Annotated in this window: 14 protein-coding genes and 2 pseudogenes; 10 read left to right on the top strand and 6 right to left on the bottom strand. The window is 60.4% G+C overall.

Translation table 11 applies throughout. From position 1 onward, the window contains the following. Window positions 1-613 precede the first annotated feature (613 nt). The 8 genes from N826_RS36230 to N826_RS36195 all read left to right on the top strand — a co-directional run bounded on the left by N826_RS36230 (window position 614) and on the right by N826_RS36195 (window position 6,704). A complete protein-coding gene (locus N826_RS36230) occupies window positions 614-1,216 on the top strand; it encodes a recombinase family protein (protein ID WP_345769890.1) in 603 nt (200 codons plus the stop codon). A gap of 452 nt (window positions 1,217-1,668) precedes the next feature. Further along, a complete protein-coding gene (locus N826_RS36225) occupies window positions 1,669-2,454 on the top strand; it encodes a sulfite exporter TauE/SafE family protein (RefSeq protein ID WP_044437201.1) in 786 nt (261 codons plus the stop codon). 299 nt (window positions 2,455-2,753) lie between these two features. After that, window positions 2,754-3,431 (top strand): dual specificity protein phosphatase family protein, encoded by a 678-nt coding sequence (locus N826_RS36220; RefSeq protein WP_084721492.1) that lies wholly within the window; start codon window positions 2,754-2,756, stop codon window positions 3,429-3,431. Between the two features lie 115 nt (window positions 3,432-3,546). After that, window positions 3,547-4,167 carry a DedA family protein gene (locus N826_RS36215; RefSeq protein ID WP_044437197.1) on the top strand — a complete coding sequence of 207 codons (621 nt, stop codon included), beginning with the start codon at window positions 3,547-3,549 and terminating at the stop codon, window positions 4,165-4,167. Window positions 4,168-4,170: 3 nt separating this feature from the next. Next, the gene (locus tag N826_RS36210) at window positions 4,171-4,917 is read left to right on the top strand and encodes a phosphatase PAP2 family protein (protein ID WP_044437195.1); all 747 of its coding nucleotides are present in this window, start codon (window positions 4,171-4,173) and stop codon (window positions 4,915-4,917) included. A 106-nt stretch (window positions 4,918-5,023) separates the two neighbouring features. After that, window positions 5,024-5,821: a glycosyltransferase family 2 protein gene (locus N826_RS36205; RefSeq protein WP_186818126.1), complete on the top strand. Its 798-nt coding sequence runs from the start codon at window positions 5,024-5,026 to the stop codon at window positions 5,819-5,821. A gap of 5 nt (window positions 5,822-5,826) precedes the next feature. Next, window positions 5,827-6,141 carry a lipid-A-disaccharide synthase N-terminal domain-containing protein gene (locus N826_RS36200; RefSeq protein WP_044437194.1) on the top strand — a complete coding sequence of 105 codons (315 nt, stop codon included), beginning with the start codon at window positions 5,827-5,829 and terminating at the stop codon, window positions 6,139-6,141. A gap of 329 nt (window positions 6,142-6,470) precedes the next feature. Continuing rightward, on the top strand, window positions 6,471-6,704 hold the full coding sequence (locus N826_RS36195; RefSeq protein ID WP_044437192.1) for a hypothetical protein: 234 nt from the start codon (window positions 6,471-6,473) through the stop codon (window positions 6,702-6,704). A 61-nt stretch (window positions 6,705-6,765) separates the two neighbouring features. Here the strand turns inward: N826_RS36195 and N826_RS36190 are convergent, their stop codons facing one another. From N826_RS36190 to N826_RS36180, 3 genes and pseudogenes are all read right to left on the bottom strand, one after another. Beyond that, window positions 6,766-7,479 carry an ISAs1 family transposase gene (locus N826_RS36190; RefSeq protein WP_425600615.1) on the bottom strand — a complete coding sequence of 238 codons (714 nt, stop codon included), beginning with the start codon at window positions 7,477-7,479 and terminating at the stop codon, window positions 6,766-6,768. 27 nt (window positions 7,480-7,506) lie between these two features. Then, window positions 7,507-8,589 (bottom strand): annotated as a pseudogene (locus N826_RS36185) (ISAzo13 family transposase); the annotation flags it as partial. Window positions 8,590-8,756: 167 nt separating this feature from the next. After that, window positions 8,757-9,302 (bottom strand): recombinase family protein, encoded by a 546-nt coding sequence (locus N826_RS36180; protein WP_044437190.1) that lies wholly within the window; start codon window positions 9,300-9,302, stop codon window positions 8,757-8,759. A gap of 110 nt (window positions 9,303-9,412) precedes the next feature. Between N826_RS36180 and N826_RS36175 the strand changes: the two genes are divergently transcribed. Further along, the gene (locus N826_RS36175; RefSeq protein WP_044437188.1) at window positions 9,413-12,370 is read left to right on the top strand and encodes a Tn3 family transposase; all 2,958 of its coding nucleotides are present in this window, start codon (window positions 9,413-9,415) and stop codon (window positions 12,368-12,370) included. A 442-nt stretch (window positions 12,371-12,812) separates the two neighbouring features. Here N826_RS36175 and N826_RS45550 read toward each other — a convergent pair. Both N826_RS45550 and N826_RS36165 read right to left on the bottom strand, forming a co-directional pair. Continuing rightward, window positions 12,813-13,001, bottom strand: a pseudogene (locus N826_RS45550) (ISL3-like element ISAzs13 family transposase); the annotation flags it as partial. 518 nt (window positions 13,002-13,519) lie between these two features. Continuing rightward, the gene (locus N826_RS36165) at window positions 13,520-13,735 is read right to left on the bottom strand and encodes a hypothetical protein (RefSeq protein ID WP_044437184.1); all 216 of its coding nucleotides are present in this window, start codon (window positions 13,733-13,735) and stop codon (window positions 13,520-13,522) included. A 369-nt stretch (window positions 13,736-14,104) separates the two neighbouring features. Between N826_RS36165 and N826_RS36160 the strand changes: the two genes are divergently transcribed. Then, window positions 14,105-14,581, top strand: a complete 477-nt coding sequence (locus N826_RS36160) for a hypothetical protein (RefSeq protein ID WP_044437182.1) — start codon at window positions 14,105-14,107, stop codon at window positions 14,579-14,581. An 81-nt stretch (window positions 14,582-14,662) separates the two neighbouring features. Here the strand turns inward: N826_RS36160 and N826_RS36155 are convergent, their stop codons facing one another. Then, the gene (locus N826_RS36155; protein WP_044437181.1) at window positions 14,663-15,631 is read right to left on the bottom strand and encodes an IS5 family transposase; all 969 of its coding nucleotides are present in this window, start codon (window positions 15,629-15,631) and stop codon (window positions 14,663-14,665) included. Between the last annotated feature and the right edge of the window lie 312 nt (window positions 15,632-15,943).

Below are 15,943 nucleotides of genomic sequence, written 5' to 3'. Positions count from 1 at the left end.
AACCTGACATTAACGATTAATTTTACCAACTTTCAACTCAACATCCTCTTAGTGGGTTGGTGATCAATCTCGTGGCATGTATGGTTCTCTCGATCCAGCACTGCTGACTATGCCATCGAGGATCCCCGGCGATCTCGCGTCGATCTTGTCTCCCCGGCTCTCGAAGTGGATTCCCCGGCTCTCGAAGTGGATCCTGCCACCTGATCCCTTTGTCGATCCGAACAGGAAATTGACGCCCGACCAGAGACTTTCACGTCTAATGCGCGAAAACCAGCATATACTGGAATTCATAGTTGCAGAATGGAGGGAGTCGCCCTCCAAGGTTCTGGAGTGGCGAAGCGCGTTAATTTTGATGGCGAAGGGTGATCCTGATCGAGAAAAAGTAGAAATCGACATCTTTTATCGTCAACTGGCTGAATTGGGCATTTCGATACCCGTAGAACCTAATTTGTAGTAACATAGCTTGCCTGCACAGAGATATTATGGGACACAGGCTATGTCACGGCCTGTGTTGCAAAATTTGCTTATCGCTTGCGATCGCATGGATCGTGCAACATAGACGGCCGTTTATGTTGCAATCGGAACTAAGATCGATATGACGAATTTTGGTTATATGCGTGTGTCGAAAACCGACGGGTCACAGACAACGGCGCTTCAGCGCGATGCCCTGATCAAAGAAGGGGTGGTCGAGAAGAACATCTACGAGGACACGGCTTCAGGCAAACGGGATGCCCGGCCCGGTTTGATCGCCTGCCTCAAGGCTCTTCAGCCCGGAGACTCGCTGCTGGTCTGGAAGCTGGATCGCCTCGGACGCGACCTGAGGCATCTGGTCAACCTCGTCCACGACCTCAACGCCCAACAAGTCGGTCTTCGCGTGCTGACCGGCCACGGCGCTGCGATCGACACGACGACGTCGAGCGGCAAACTGGTTTTCGGCATCTTCGCCGCCCTAGCGGAATTTGAGCGTGAACTCATCGTAGAGCGGACAACCGCCGGCTTGGTGGCCGCGCGGTCCAGGGGACGTACCGGGGGGGCAAAATTCAAAATGACTCCGGCGAAGCTGAGGCTGGCGCAGGCCGCCATGGCCAACCGCGACACGTCGGTGGAAGAGTTGTGCCGGGAACTCGGCATCACGCGGACGACATTGTACCGGTACGTTGACGAGAACGGCGCTATCCGGGAATACGGATATAAACTGCTCGGCTCCTGTAAGTAAAGTCAGGTTGACAATCGGCTAAGAATGATCTGAAAATTACTGAATGAAGTATAGATGGCCAATCTGGATCCAGCGCCAGACACAGGCAACAGGCATGGCCAGCCATTTCACTTCCCTGTCACACCGCTTCAAATTATCGAGATTTTGGAACAGGGCTGGTGATTGGGGTCCGAGTAGCAGAGGATGCTGTCGGCGAATCCAGGAAAGGCGCTCCAGAGGTCGTCAAAATGCCAGGAATTTGGCTCTCGAGTGCGCTTCCAAGCTGAGGCCCGAAAAGCTTCGACTGTGACCGCTGAGTTCGCCAACAGCATCAGCAGCGGAACAGAAAATCCGATCCAGACAGAGCTGACGAGAAAGTAACTGGAAATCTGTGTTTTCCGGTCGCTTCGTTGCGGGATTTGATATCTCACGGTATACAACGATCCGTAACTGTAGTGAGAAAGGCCATCAGCATGCGAACCAATCGACTGGCTTCGTTTGGAAGTGGCGCCCTCATCGGTATCCTGGGTGGGCTGATCGGGCTGGGAGGCGCCGAGTTCCGCCTCCCCTTGCTCATCGGAGTTTTCCGCTTCGCCGCCCTGGAAGCGGTCATCCTCAACAAGGCAATGAGCTTGGTGGTCGTTACCGCTGCACTACCATTCCGCGCATCGGCGGTGCCCTTGGCGGCGGTCCTGGCGCACTGGCCGATGGTGGTGAACCTGCTGGGAGGCAGCCTCGCCGGGGCGTGGATCGGGGCAGGCTGGGCGATGCGGCTCAAGTCGGCCACCTTGCACCAGGTCATTGCCGGGCTCCTGGTCCTGATTGCCGGAGCATTGCTGTTCGGGCACGGAACGACTGGGGCGGGAGGGCCGCTCTTTGAGGGTGGGATGCAGGTGGCAGCGGGCGTCATCGCCGGCTTCACCATCGGCATCTTCGCCTCACTCCTGGGGGTTGCCGGCGGTGAGTTGCTGATCCCGACGCTGGTGCTTCTGTTCGGTGTTGATATCAAGCTGGCGGGCAGTCTGTCGCTGGCGGTAAGCCTGCCGACGATGCTGGTCGGGTTTGCGCGCTACACCCGGGACCGCAGCTTTGCGGTTCTTTGGAAGAACCGTGATTTTGCGTTTTTGATGGCCGGTGGATCTTTGAGCGGGACGTTTATCGGGGGGCAGCTTCTGGGGGTGGTGCCGGGGGCGGTTCTGCTGCCGACCCTGGCCGGTCTGCTGTTACTCTCTGCCATCAAGATGTGGCGGTACGGGTAGGCTGGGCGCCCAATCAGACTTTCTATTCTGTTTCTACTCGAACCCCGTGATGCAGCACGCGTTTTCACGCCACGGAAAACTTTCTGTTTGATTTCGAATCCGGAGATGAAGTCCCTTCCACTTCAAATTCTTAGACGCGTGTCGATTTTTTTATATCGCGTCAGGTTCCTGTCAGGTTGATCGCATTTGGTACACGTGTTGGCCGCCGAGATTGTGTCGGAAATATTATTGCCGAAATCATCCCGGAATTGAGCATAAGCTACGACGCAATCCGCCGGTATCTGTTATTGAGGACGACCATGCCTGCGCTTTCACCGGCCGAATCAGCTAAGACCAGGACAAAACCCGGCTTCACCGGCAGGGAACGTGCAAGCGGCATCGCCAGGACATTGCTTCAGTCGGCAGGAACGACAGCAAAAATGTCAGGAGTCATACTGGGCAGCCTCATGTCCGTGGCTCTTGGCACTGGCGGCCTGCACCTCGGCATCCTGCACCTGGGTGATAATTTCCACGCTGTCGTTCCCGGTGAACTCTACAGGTCAGCGCAGCCGACCCCCGAGCTGATCTCTTATTATCAGAAGGAATACGGCATCAAAACGGTCATCAACCTGCGCGGCGAAAACGTCGGCACCGGCTGGTACGATGCCGAACTCGCCACAACCAGCAAACTGGGCATCAGGTTTGTCAACTTCCGCATGTCGGCGAAGCGGGAGTTCACACAGGAGCGCTTAACCGAACTCATGGCGGTGCTGCGGGAAGCCGAAAAGCCTGTCCTGGTTCACTGCACGTCCGGCTCCGACCGCAGCGGACTGGTCTCAGCCCTCTATCTCGCCGCCGTGGCGAAAGTGGGTGAGGAGCAGGCTGACAGCCAGATCTCCTTCCGGTACGGGCATATCCCGCTCTGGTTCAATCCCCCCTATGCCATGCAGCGCAGCTTCGAGGCACTGAAGCCCGTGCTTGGCTTTTCCGCTTCCTGATGCCTCTTACCGGCAGTGCCGATCCGGTACCGGTTTCATGATCGGAGCCGCTTACCAAATCGCAACGCCGAGCGAACAGGTCGTCCGTTGCGGGAAAGTCTGAAGGACTGTCAGCTTGTTTCAGTGGATTGTCAGCACGGTATCCCAGGGCGGGTATGGCGGGATCGTTCTCCTGATGTTTCTGGAGAACGTCTTTCCGCCGATTCCGTCCGAACTGATCATGCCGCTGGCCGGATTTGCCGCGGCCCGCGGCGACCTGAGCATGGCCGGTGTGATAGCCGCCGGAACGATCGGCTCAATCCTGGGAGCATTGCCCTGGTACTATGCCGGGCGATGGGTCGGAAGTGAGCGACTGAAGCGGCTGGCGGACCGCCATGGGCGCTGGATGACGGTTTCGCCGGCCGATATCGGGACCGCCGAGACATGGTTCAACCGGCATTGCGGCACGGCCGTGCTGATCGGCCGCCTGATCCCAGCCATCCGCACCCTGATCTCGGTGCCCGCCGGCATCGCCCGCATGAGCCTGGGCCGCTTCCTTCTGTTCTCAGCGATCGGGACAGTCGTGTGGTCCGGCCTGCTGGCCACGGCGGGCTATGCGCTGGAGAGCCAGTACACCCGGGTCGCTGACTACATGGACCCCATTTCCATGATCGTCATCGTCGTGATCGTGCTGGGATATTTGTACCGCCTGATCACCTACCGCGCTGGGGCATCCGATACGAAGTCGGCGGACTGAGCCATGAGGATCACGGCTTCTTCCACCCGATTGACGGACCTGTGGTCGCGGCTCGGCCGTCACGAGTTCGCGCTGCTCACGGCAGTGCTGGCAGTTGCCGGCGGGCTGCTGGGGTTCGCCCTGCTGGCCGACGAAGTCAGGGAAGGCGATACACGCTCCTTTGACCACACCGTCATGCTGGCACTCCGGACCACATCCGACCTGTCCGACCCGATCGGCCCGCCCTGGGTCGAGGAAATGGCGCGTGACCTGACCAGCCTCGGCAGCGTCACCGTGCTCACCCTGGTTTCAGTCGCCGTCACGGGCTTTCTCATTCTGCACCGTCGGCATGGCGCCGCCGTGCTGGTGCTGACCGCCGTGTTCGGCGGGATGCTGCTGAGCACTCTGCTCAAGGCGGGCTTCGAGCGTCCCCGGCCGGACCTGGTGCCGCACGCTGTCATGGTCTTTACAAAAAGCTTCCCGAGCGGACACGCCATGCTGTCGGCCGTGATCTACCTCACGCTTGGAGCCCTGCTGGCACGCGTGCAGCCCGATCGGCGCATCAAAGCCTACCTGCTGATCCTGGCCATTCTTCTGACGGTAACGATTGGGATCAGCCGGGTCTATCTTGGTGTCCATTGGCCGACCGACGTGCTGGCCGGATGGTGTGTCGGAGCGACCTGGGCGATGCTATGCTGGCTGACCGCGTCATGGCTTCAGCGACGGGGCCATGTCGAGCGGGACATTGGGGAGCCTGGGCGTCTGGAATGACTTCAATGCTTCGACCAACCTGTCCAAACTGCCAATCATGCTACCCTCCGGATCAATTATGACTGGATCAGGACTCAACGGCCTTCTCCCGGAGACTGCGGATCAAATGGTGATCGACAGGTCTCCTGCCGCTCTCCTGACAGCTGACCTCAAGCGTCCGTTGTCGCTACCCTTGTCCGTGGTCATACCAGTCTTTGACGAGGCGGAGAACGTTCTGCCGCTCCTGACGGAGATCAGGGACGCCCTGACCCCGTATGATGATTTTTATGAAATCATCTTCGTGGATGATTGCAGTGGAGACGACACGGCTGATCGGCTTGGTCCGGAACTGGCTGCCACTCAGCCACGGACCCGTCTCATTCGCCACTCCAGCCGCTGCGGTCAGAGCGCTGCGATACGCAGCGGTGTACTCGCCGCAAACGGTAACTGGATCGTGACACTGGACGGCGATGGCCAGAATGATCCGGCTGATATTCCTCATCTGCTGGATCGGATATCGATAAACGGGGGACCGGAACTGGTCGGAGGGCTGCGGCGTGTGCGGTGCGATGTCTGGTCGAAGCGGGTCGCCACCAGGATTGCCAACGGTCTGCGCCGGAAGGTGCTGAAAGACGGCTGCGTCGACACCGGCTGCGGCATCAAGGTGTTTCGGCGCGACGCCTTCCTCCAACTGCCTTTCTTCGCAGCGATGCACCGGTTCCTGCCGGCCCTGTTCCAGATCCACGGCTATCGCGTCGATTATGTCGAGGTCAATCACAGGCCACGGCGTCGTGGCCTGTCCAAATACGGCAATCTGGGCCGTGCTGCCATTGGCGTCGTTGATCTTCTGGGCGTTGTCTGGCTGAAGCGTCGGACCCATCTACCTTCCGCCACCACTGAAGATGGCGTGGAGCAGGCCCGCTGAATGAAATGGTGAGTGGTATGCTTACTCTATGGACGGCAATCGGTTTTCTCGGGCAGGCGCTGTTCTCCATGCGTTTCCTGATCCAGTGGATTCACAGCGAGCGTATCAAGCGCAGCATCGTGCCGGAAGCCTTCTGGTATTTCAGTGTCGCCGGCGGCGTCACGCTGCTGGCCTATGCAATCTACCGCGAAGACCCCGTCTTCATTCTGGGGCAGGCTCTGGGTCTCGTGATCTATGCCCGTAATATCTGGCTGATCCGGCAAAACAAACAGGTTGAGGCTGCTTCGGCTCCAGAGGTCGAAGTAGTTGTGGCGTCGTAAACGCCGCTGCTTTCAATGCTTTATCCTGGGCTGTATTAGGCGTCTTGCTTGGTGGTTTGTTACCGATCTTTCGCCGATACGGTGAATCTCCATACCGCCTGGTGTTGCGCTCGGCGTGATGACAGGAGCGACCCATAAATGACGATAACAGCATTGTCCATCTTCGCCAGCCCATTTCATGCGTCGCCCCTGCAGGGGCGACGCATGAAAAATTCAGTCTCAGTTTATCGGAGTCCTCCCCAGTGATGAGCTGGCCGAACCCGCGAACCTGATGGTCCGCAATGATTCCCGGTGGATCCCGTTATGGCTGGCAGACTGAGGAACCAGCCATGAAGACGCAAAAGCAAGTTGAAGCTATCGAGAAGACGCTGATCGACACTATAGGCAAGCTGACCGAGGATGGGCACCAGGAGATCCACGTTCTGGAAACCATGCTGGGACTCGCGATTGCCGGGTGCACCCATTATGACGGGGCCAAAGCACTGGCCAGGATGTTCCGCCATCTCGCCGATGAGTGCGATCGGTGTGCCGATGCCGCCATAGAAGAAGGAGCAACCGATTGAGCCACGATCCGGGACGAGGCATGAATTGGGCTTACAGGACCTGACGTTCTGACAGGCCGTTTCATGCGTCGCCCCAGGCGTCCAGCGCTTTCAGGTCGGCAGCCTCCGGGCAGACGAATACCCGCCGGCGGACCAGGCGGCCATGACTGTCGTCGAAGGCGTCGAATACCGGCCTGGCCGTGGCGCCGCGAGCAAAACAGTGCCGCTCGCAACACTCCTTCACCGCCAGGAACGCCTTGCTGTGATTGGCCTTGAGCCCCAGCAGGTAATCGGCGCCCCGCTCCAGGATCTGACCAGCGATCCTCTTCTGGCAGCCCATGGCATCCAACGTCACGATGCTATTTTTCAGTGACAGCGTCTCGAGCAGCGCCAGGATCGCGGTGATCTCGTTCGACTTGCCGTCGACTTCGCGCTGGCCGAGCGCCAGTCCCTGCTCGCTGGCCCAGGCGCTGACCAGGTGCAGTGGCCCCTGTGCCCGGCCGCGGTCGAAGGACCGGCGCACGTTCTTGCCATCAATCACCACAACCTCCCGGTCAAAGGCCTCGGCAAAAGACTGAGCCCAGGCGCTGAAGCAGGCCTCGAAGGCATCCGGGTCGATCAGCATGAAGACGCGCCGGAAGGTGTCGTGCGAAGGAATGCCGTTGGCCAGGGTCAGAAAGGATCGCAGCCAGCCCAGCTTGTTGCGGCCATAGAGCGCGATGTCATCCCAGCTCTCAGCGCACGCGATCACCGCACACACTGCGATGACCAGGATGTCGATCAGCCGATGATCGATCTTAGGAGACGCGCATAAATAAGTATGTCAGTTACAGGATGTGCCGCGCGGTGCGATCGTGTAGTTCCATTCCGGGTGAAAGGCATCGCGTTGAATGTTGAGGGCGGCCATCTCGGCGGCGGTGACCTTGATCCCCTTCTGGTAAGTATTGGTGTCCAGTTTGCACTCGACGGTCAGGCCGGTCGTAGTGGTCGTGGCGGCAATCAGTTCGATCACGGCCAGACGGCTGGTCAAGGGATGGCCACGCCAGTTTTGCGTGATATGGCAGAAAAGGCGATGCTCAATCCTGTTCCACTTTGAGGTTCCAGGCGGGAAGTGGCACACCGAGATCGTCAGCCCGGTCTGGTCGGCCAAGTTCTGAAGCTCTCGCTTCCACAGCCGCAGGCGGGCTCCATTGGAGCCGCCGCAGTCGACCGTGATCATCAACCGGGAGGCCGTGGGATAGAGGGCACGACCCTTGTTGTCGAACCAGGAGCGGATGGCGTTGACCGCGAACTCGGCAGTGTCGCTGGTCACGCCGAGGTTGACCCAGCCGCTGTTGTCGGCCAGATCGTAGACGCCGTAGGGCACGACCTTGCCGAGCACTTTGTTCTCGAAGTCATGGACCTCGATCCGGCGCGGTTGCCCCTCAGGGCGGTAGTCAGTCCCTTTGTTGGTGTAGTTGCCGACCAGTTCCTTCTTCTTGGTGTCGAGCGAGATCACCGGCTGATCCTCAGCCTGGAAGGCCAGAACCTGAGTGATGATGTGCTCGAACTGAGCGTCACGATCGGCATGCTGGCGTCCATCATTGGCCTTGCGATTGGCCCGGCGGCCATAGCCGAGCTGGTGCAACAGCTGGCGCACCGTGTTCGGGCTGACCGCGTGGCCCATCTTCTGAAGCGCCTTGGCAAGCTTGACGTGGCTCTTGGAAACCCACAGCAGCGGTCGCATCGGGTCGCCGAGCGTGATCGGCTCGACCAGGCGGCGCAGATCCTCCAGCAGCGTTGGATCCTTGGCTGTCAGGCGCTGCCGCCCGCTCCCGGGCCAGCGGACCCGCCCGGCAGGTGGCGCTGGTCGGTCGAGATCCTTCAGCCCCCGCTCGATGGTGCTGCGCGCCAGACCGGTTGCCCGCGGGCCTTGGCAACGCCCTTCGGGCGGTACACCGCCATTACCCGGCCCAGCCCCAACAGTCGTGTCATTAGGGGCCATTTGGACCTGGCCCCGCGAAAGCGGTCGTTGTGGTGACCGTTCCGTTCAGGCGTACGGGTCCAAGGGGTGCCGCTTTCCGGACCCGACGGTCACGCCTTGAGCCTCGAAATCGTTGAATGGCTCACATTGTAAGTGCGGGCGATCTCGACAAGCGCCTCGCCTTTGTCGCGCCGTTCAATCGCCTCACGCTTCTGGTGAGGCGTGAGCTTAGGCCGACGGCCGAGCTTTACGCCGCGCGCCTTGGCCCGCGCGCGTCCTTCGCTGGTACGGGCGCGGATCAGATCACGTTCGAACTCGGCGAGGCCTCCGAGCACGGTCAGCAGGAGGCGACCGTGCGGCGTGGTCGTATCAGCCCATCCATCTCCCAGGGAGCGGAAGCCCGCACCCTTGCCGGTGATCGTCGCAAGGGTGTTGAGAAGATCACGGGTTGATCTGGCCAACCGGTCAAGCCGCGTCACCATCAGCACATCGCCGGCACCCAAAGCATCCAGTGTGCGGCGGAGCTGGGCGCGGTCGGTCTTCGCCCCGCTCGCGACCTCCTGGAACACCCGGCCGGCTCCGGCGGCGGTCAGGGCGACAACTTGCGCCGCCACGCTTTGGCCGTCCGTCGAGACCCGTGCGTAGCCGTAAATCATAGCCAATTATGCACCTATATTCCGCACAGGAAAAGGTGAATGGTATCAGAGTACTAAGTTTCGTGCGGAAATCATGATTTCTGCAATGGCGGTCTGGGAGATGCCACAAAATGAGCTCTGGTGGCGGCGAAAGCACGACGCTTTGGGTGTTGACCCCGGCCGATCATGCACTTGTATCGGAGAAAAGCCGAGCAAACCGGCTTATGTTCGCCCTGCTGCTGCTGTTCTATCGGAGCCATGGCCGGTTTCCCAAGAGGCCGGGAGAGATCGAAGCGGCCGTCGTGGAGAACGTGGCTCAACAACTGAGCATCGAAAGCCATTTCGATGAACGGTACGATACGACCGGTCGGACATGGAAACGTCATCGCGCCGAGATTCATGCCCGATTTGGTTTTCGGGAAGCCTCCGTCGCCGACGCCGAAGCGCTTGAAGCCTGGCTTCGGGACCAAGTCGCCGCCGTCGGCACCGATCCGACCCTTCTTGTGGACCGTCTCGAGGCACGGTGCCGCGATCTTTTGATTGAACCTCCGTCGGGGAATCGGGTCGACCGGATCATCCGGGCCGCAATCCGTGCGCATGACGACCGCTTCTGTGCCGGTATCCGGGATCGCCTGGCACCGGAGACCCGGACCCGATTGGAGGCACTGTTGCATCCCGACAATGGCGCCGACGGAACTGACGGATCCGGCGCGGACCAGTCGATCGCCCCGGCACCGGCCGTGCTGCTGCGGCTGCGCGGCAGTCCAGGCCGGCCAAGTCTTGCCGGCATCCAGGACGAGTTGGCCAAGCTGCAGGTGATCCGCGCCATTGCGCTGCCTGCCGGCCTGTTCGATGGCGTGCGTCCCCACGACCTCGAGCGCTACCGGCGGCGCGTCATGGTCGAAGCGCCTTACGAACTCCGCCGCCATCCGGAACCGGCGCGGCTCACCTGGCTGGGCGCCTTCGTCCACCTGCGCGGCCGCACGCTGATTGATGATCTGGTCGATCTTCTGATCGAGACCGTTCACCGCATCGGTGCCCGCGCCGAACGCCGGGTCGAGCGGGAGATGCTGAACGACCTGAGGCGCGTTTCGGGCAAGCCGAACCTTCTGTTCGAGATCGCCGGCGCGTCGATCGACAAGCCGGACGGGACCGTGCGCGAGGTCGTCTTCCCGGTTGTCGGTGAACAGATTCTGCGGGACCTGGTCAAGGAGGGCAAGGCCACCGGGCCGGCTTACCGGACGACTTTGCGCACCGTGATCCGCAATTCCTACAAGGGTTATTACCGGCGCATGGTGCCCCAGATCCTCGACAAGCTGGAGTTCCGTTCGAACAACGAGCACCATCGTCCGGTCATCCAGGCCCTCGATCTCCTGAAACGGCACGCTGGCAGCAAGCTGACGCTCTTCCCCGCCGAGGAAACGGTGCCGACCGAAGGGATCGTGCGCGGTCTCTGGCGGGACGCCACCCTTGAGAAGGATGCCGAGGGACGGAAGCGCGTCAACCGCATCACCTACGAGATCTGTGTCCTGGAGGCACTGCGCAACCGGCTGCGCTGTAAGGAAATCTGGGTGGTCGGCGCCAACCGCTACCGCAACCCGGACGAGGACCTGCCGACCGACTTCGAGGCACAACGCACATCTTATTATCAGGCGCTCGACCTGCCCCTCGAGGCCGATCTCTTCATCACCACCGTTCAGGCGGACATGCGCACGGCGCTGGCAAGGCTCGATGCTGGCCTGCCGGGCAACCGGCTGGTCCGGATCACCGGCAAACGCGGCGGTTCGATCACGATTACACCCTTCGAGCCGCAGCCCGAACCGCCGAACCTGACGGCACTGAAGGCCGCGATCACCACGACCTGGCCGATGACCAACCTGCTCGACATGGTCAAGGAGACCGATCTGCGCCTGGGCTTCTCCGAAGCCTTGAAGAGCCCCACGGCCTATGAAGCCCTGGACCGCGCGATGCTGCAACCGCGGCTTCTGCTTTGTCTGCATGGGCTTGGCACCAACGCCGGATTGCAGCGCATGGCCGGTCTTCAGTCGGGCGTGACCGCCAGGGATCTCGCCTATGTCCGGCGCCGGTATCTCACCACCGATGGCCTGCGCCGGGCGATCGCCATCGTCACCAACGGCACGCTGCACGCGCGCAATCCGACGATCTGGGGTGACGGAACCACCGCCTGTGCCGCTGACTCCAAGCACTTCGGCGCCTGGGACCAGAACCTGACGACGCAGTGGCACGTCCGGTATGGCGGCCGGGGCATCATGATCTACTGGCATGTTGAACGGAAATCTTTGTGCATCCACTCCCAGATCAAATCGCCGTCCTCATCCGAGGTCGCGTCCATGATCGAAGGCGTTGTCCACCATTGCACCGAGATGGAAGTCGATCGTCAGGACGTCGATTCGCATGGCCAGAGTACGATAGCCTTCGCTTTTTGCCGGCTTCTGGGCTTCCAGCTCATGCCACGGCTGAAGGCCATCCATTCCCAGAAGCTGTCCCGACCGGATGCCGGCCAGCCGGAGGCCTACCAGAACCTACAACTGGCGCTCGCCAAGCCGATCGATTGGGATTTGATCCGCCAGCAATACGATCAGATGGTCAAGTACGTGACGGCGGTGCGGCTCGGCACCGCCGAGACGGAAGCCATCCTGCGGCGCTTCACCCGGAACAACATCCAGCATCCGACTTACAGGGCCTTCGCGGAACTGGGCAAGGCTGTCAAGACCATCTTTCTGTGCCGCTACCTGCACAGCGAGGATCTACGTCGCGAAATCAACGAAGGACTGAACGTCATCGAGCAATGGAACAGCGCCAACGACTTCATTTTCTTTGCACGTCATGGCGAGTTCGCGAGCAACCGCCGCGAGGACCACGAGATCAGCATGCTCGCTCTGCATCTGCTCCAGAACTGTATGGTCTACATCAACACCCTCATGCTCCAGCAGACCCTGGCACAGCCGCAGTGGACGGGAAAGCTCGGCGCTCGGGATCTCAGTGCGCTCACGCCCCTGATCTGGGAGCACGTGAACCCCTATGGACGCTTCGACCTCGATATGAGGATTCGACTACCCCTCAGCTGACTGGTTTGGCGGCTGGTGACATGGCCGTCGAATTCATGCCTCCAACGTGGGCCATCCAACGATATGAACAGCCTACCGACAAAAGCCGCTTTCGCGGGCTCAGTTCCAAATGGCCCCTGGTGACACGACTGTTGAGTCTAGGCCTACCCCACCGCGTCCCGCGGATCGCCTCGTACCGCTTTCGCATCGCACGCTCATCAATCATGCCGCCGAATGTGGCAATCACCAGAGGTGATCAAGATCCACACTGGGAACATGACATCAAAATGTCCCAATTATTCCTGCGTGTCTCCTTACCGGCACACCGCGGATCCTCGAGCGCTGAAAAGTGCTCGACCAATTTCTCGACCGCTATCGCCATTCTCCCTTCGTTGATGAAGGGAGAACCGTAACGCCCCGTTACACCGTCAAATCTGGCCAGCCCATTTCATGCGTCGCCCCTGGGAAGATCCCCAAGATGCCGGACATATCGGCTGTGGACACGGCGCGAACGGCGGCGGCACACGGGACAGGATGCTGTAGCGGCGCGAGCATGAACCGCTATGAGCACGCGATCAGAGTTGACGACGACCTGCTCAACCGTAAGGCCGGCTGGAAGCAGGGACAGCAGCGAATTGGACACGGAGAACAGGGCTTTCTCTGAGAGAAACCGTTTCCCTTCATATGGTTATCTTTATTTTCCAGTAAACTCGCGCTGCATCGGGAATGCGGATGGACCCTATCCTGACGTCGGTTGACAGACGCTGCTGGTCAAGGCGATGGCCGATTTGATTACCTACATCGGGAACAGTTCCGCCACGATCACGGACTGCGCGGAGCGCTGGGACCATGGCGAAATCATCTCGACCGCCTTCGCCGAAGCCACCGTCGATCTCGTCATCAGCCGGCGCTTTGCCAAGAAGCAGCAGATGCAGTGGTCCAGGAAAGGTGCCATCGGCTCTTGCAGACCCGACCCCGCACCCTTGACGGCACGCTCCACGACCTGTTCACTACCTGGTATCCGGCCATGTCCACCAATGATGTTCAGCCAGCCCCATCCCCTGCCGCAGCCAAGCCGCCTCCCATGGTTCCTGTTGCTCTCCTCGCGCGGTGCGCGAGGCCGTTGGAATTACAGGGCAATCGCTCCCGAAACCGAGCGCCGAACTAACCTTATGGAAAAGGACCTACTTTGCGGTGAGCCGTCCGAATGAAACGCAACTCGTCCAGCAGCATCTCTCTTTCGGCGCGCAGCGATGCCGCCTGCGCCTGAAGCTCGCGCGCCTGTTCGATCAGCTCCCGGAGCCGGGCAGCCGCCGCTACCGCCCGTTCCCTTAGGTGGGCGGAATCCTCTGGCGGCACGGAGCGGGGGACAGAGTCGTCCGTCATGCCGCGCTCAACAGCTCAGGCGCGGGGGGGTTCAGGCTAAACCCACTCTTTCGATGGGATAATGTTAAGTGCATACGGCGAAGCGTTTAAAATTTGTAAAAATTAGGTCCATAGCTCGCTACTTTCATAAAACAGTCATAAAAATGAAGCGCAGGACTTGACGTGACAATAAACCACAAATTCCACGAAAAATATGTTTCGTCTAATGATAGTAGTTTTAGTTCTATATTTCCTTGGATCCTAGTACCTATAATTGTATCTCTGTCAATAATTCTACTTACGACGGCACAGAGCACGCTAACCTACCGAGAGATCTTCAACGACCCTGCCGACACCATCCATTATAATTCCTTCATGGGATTGGTGTCTATGCTGGGGCTGTTTGGCTGGGCCGCTGCCAGCGGAGTTGCTTTGCTGACATATACGGCAATCCGCTCCCACGAGACCGCTCTGGTACGCCGGTTCTTTTTGGCGGCTGGTCTGCTCACCCTGCTTCTGCTCGCGGACGATGCCTTCATGCTTCATGAGGAGGTCTTGCCTCACGGGCTCGGTATTCGTGAGCGCTATGTCAAAGTCGGCTATCTTGCCATTGCCGCAGCATTCGGCTTGGGATTCTTCAAAGTACTGATTCGAAAAAACTTTAGCCTACTTGCTCTTGCGGCGAGTTTCTTCGCAGCCAGTCTCCTGTTCGACAACCCAGAAGCTTTGCAGGCCGTGGGTTTATGGGAAAACGACTTCGTTCTATACGTGGCTGAGGATGGGTCAAAGTTCACCGGCATCATTCTATGGCTGACTTATCTAGTCAAAAGTGCTGTTGAAAACCTGAACCGGCTGATGAGGGGATAACCAGACCTTTTAGGATCTGCTGCAGGATGACTTTGGTGCCGAAATCAGGGCGCGAGCGGATTTCACCTTTTCCCGCAACGGTCAGGCGATCCGGCGGGAGACCGGCATGCCGAGGCCAGTCATGATGTTCAGCACCTTGCAGGCGACCTTGGCCTCGATCTTCTGTGTCGGCAGAGTCCGGGCGTGGAGGCCGCGACCGATCAGTTTTTTGTACCGGAACATCGCAACCTCCGCCAGGGAGCGTTTTCCGTAGTCAACCGCCCGCTGCCATCCCAGCCGGCCCCGCTCCTCGATCAGCTGGATGTGCCGGTCGCGCTGGGTCGGGTCGGTTTCGGCCGTGTCACTCGGCACGGCGGTTGATCTGGGCGGAATGATCACCGCGGCGTCAGGCGTGTGGCCGGCGACGGCGCGGTAGACCGGCTCGCCATCGTATGCGCCATCAGCAAACACCGCTGAAATCGGGCTGTCGATCTGGTCGAGCAGTGGGCCGACCAGGGATGCATCGCCGTCGTCCGTGGGGGTCAGCTCGGAGGCGAGGATCTCTCCGCTGTCCGGGTCGACCGCCAGATGGAGCTTTCGCCAGCTCCGGCGCGGCCTGCCGCCGTGTTTCTCATGCAGCCACTCGCCCGACCCGAATACCTTCAAGCCAGTGCTGTCGATTACCACCTGGACCGGGCCGCTCGCCTTCTTCAGGGTCGTCGCGACACCGAGGTCGGCGCTGCGGCGTGAGAAAGTCGTATGATCCGGCACCGGCAGATCCAGGCCGAGGAGGTCCATGATCGAACCCAGCATGCCCTCGGTCTGACGCCACGGCCGACCAAACGCCAGCCTCAGCATCAACCCCGCTTCAATGGCGATGTCCGAATACCTCCTGGGCCGTCCCCGCCGCCCGGTCGCCGCCGGCACCCAGGCCGCGATCGCTTGGGGCGTCACCCAGACCGTCAAGCTGCCCCGCCGCCTCAGCGCCGCGTCGTACTCGGCCCAATTCCCGACTTTGTACTGGGCTTTCGGGATCTTGTGACGATGCGGTTCATTCGCCTTGTACGGCATCAGATCCCTTTGGGTTCAGTGGGCAGCCTCTATACCCAACTGCCTGCCGCAGCAACAGCTTCCCCGGCTATTTTTGCACCAAGGTCCCGAGGAACGCCAATCCTTGCCATGTCCGCCGCCGTCCGGTGATTCGCGAGGGCAGTGGGCGTGCCGGGGGAGCGCGGAGCCTGATCGTCGGCGGTCACAGGCCGGCGGCCCTGGTCAGGTTGATGCGGAAACGGTCGCGGCGGCGCTGGTAGCGGCGGGTCATCTCGGCGGTGGCGTGGCCGAGGTGGCGCTGGACGGTGCGCTCCTCGGCCTCGGCCGAGGTCG

It is taken from the genome of Skermanella aerolata KACC 11604 (assembly GCF_000936425.1).
Lineage (GTDB): Bacteria > Pseudomonadota > Alphaproteobacteria > Azospirillales > Azospirillaceae > Skermanella > Skermanella aerolata.
This window is presented reverse-complemented; position numbering and strand designations above follow the sequence as displayed.

What these genes read in the sequence shown, in the direction of transcription:
- N826_RS36230 (WP_345769890.1), top strand. Translation starts at nt 614, where the DNA reads ATGCGTGTGTCGAAAACCGACGGGTCACAGACAACGGCGCTTCAGCGC.
- N826_RS36225 (WP_044437201.1), top strand. Translation starts at nt 1,669, where the DNA reads ATGCGAACCAATCGACTGGCTTCGTTTGGAAGTGGCGCCCTCATCGGT.
- N826_RS36220 (WP_084721492.1), top strand. Translation starts at nt 2,754, where the DNA reads ATGCCTGCGCTTTCACCGGCCGAATCAGCTAAGACCAGGACAAAACCC.
- N826_RS36210 (WP_044437195.1), top strand. Translation starts at nt 4,171, where the DNA reads ATGAGGATCACGGCTTCTTCCACCCGATTGACGGACCTGTGGTCGCGG.
- N826_RS36205 (WP_186818126.1), top strand. Translation starts at nt 5,024, where the DNA reads ATGGTGATCGACAGGTCTCCTGCCGCTCTCCTGACAGCTGACCTCAAG.
- N826_RS36200 (WP_044437194.1), top strand. Translation starts at nt 5,827, where the DNA reads ATGGTGAGTGGTATGCTTACTCTATGGACGGCAATCGGTTTTCTCGGG.
- N826_RS36195 (WP_044437192.1), top strand. Translation starts at nt 6,471, where the DNA reads ATGAAGACGCAAAAGCAAGTTGAAGCTATCGAGAAGACGCTGATCGAC.
- N826_RS36180 (WP_044437190.1), bottom strand. Translation starts at nt 9,302, where the DNA reads ATGATTTACGGCTACGCACGGGTCTCGACGGACGGCCAAAGCGTGGCG.
- N826_RS36175 (WP_044437188.1), top strand. Translation starts at nt 9,413, where the DNA reads ATGAGCTCTGGTGGCGGCGAAAGCACGACGCTTTGGGTGTTGACCCCG.
- N826_RS36165 (WP_044437184.1), bottom strand. Translation starts at nt 13,735, where the DNA reads ATGACGGACGACTCTGTCCCCCGCTCCGTGCCGCCAGAGGATTCCGCC.
- N826_RS36160 (WP_044437182.1), top strand. Translation starts at nt 14,105, where the DNA reads ATGCTGGGGCTGTTTGGCTGGGCCGCTGCCAGCGGAGTTGCTTTGCTG.
- N826_RS36155 (WP_044437181.1), bottom strand. Translation starts at nt 15,631, where the DNA reads ATGCCGTACAAGGCGAATGAACCGCATCGTCACAAGATCCCGAAAGCC.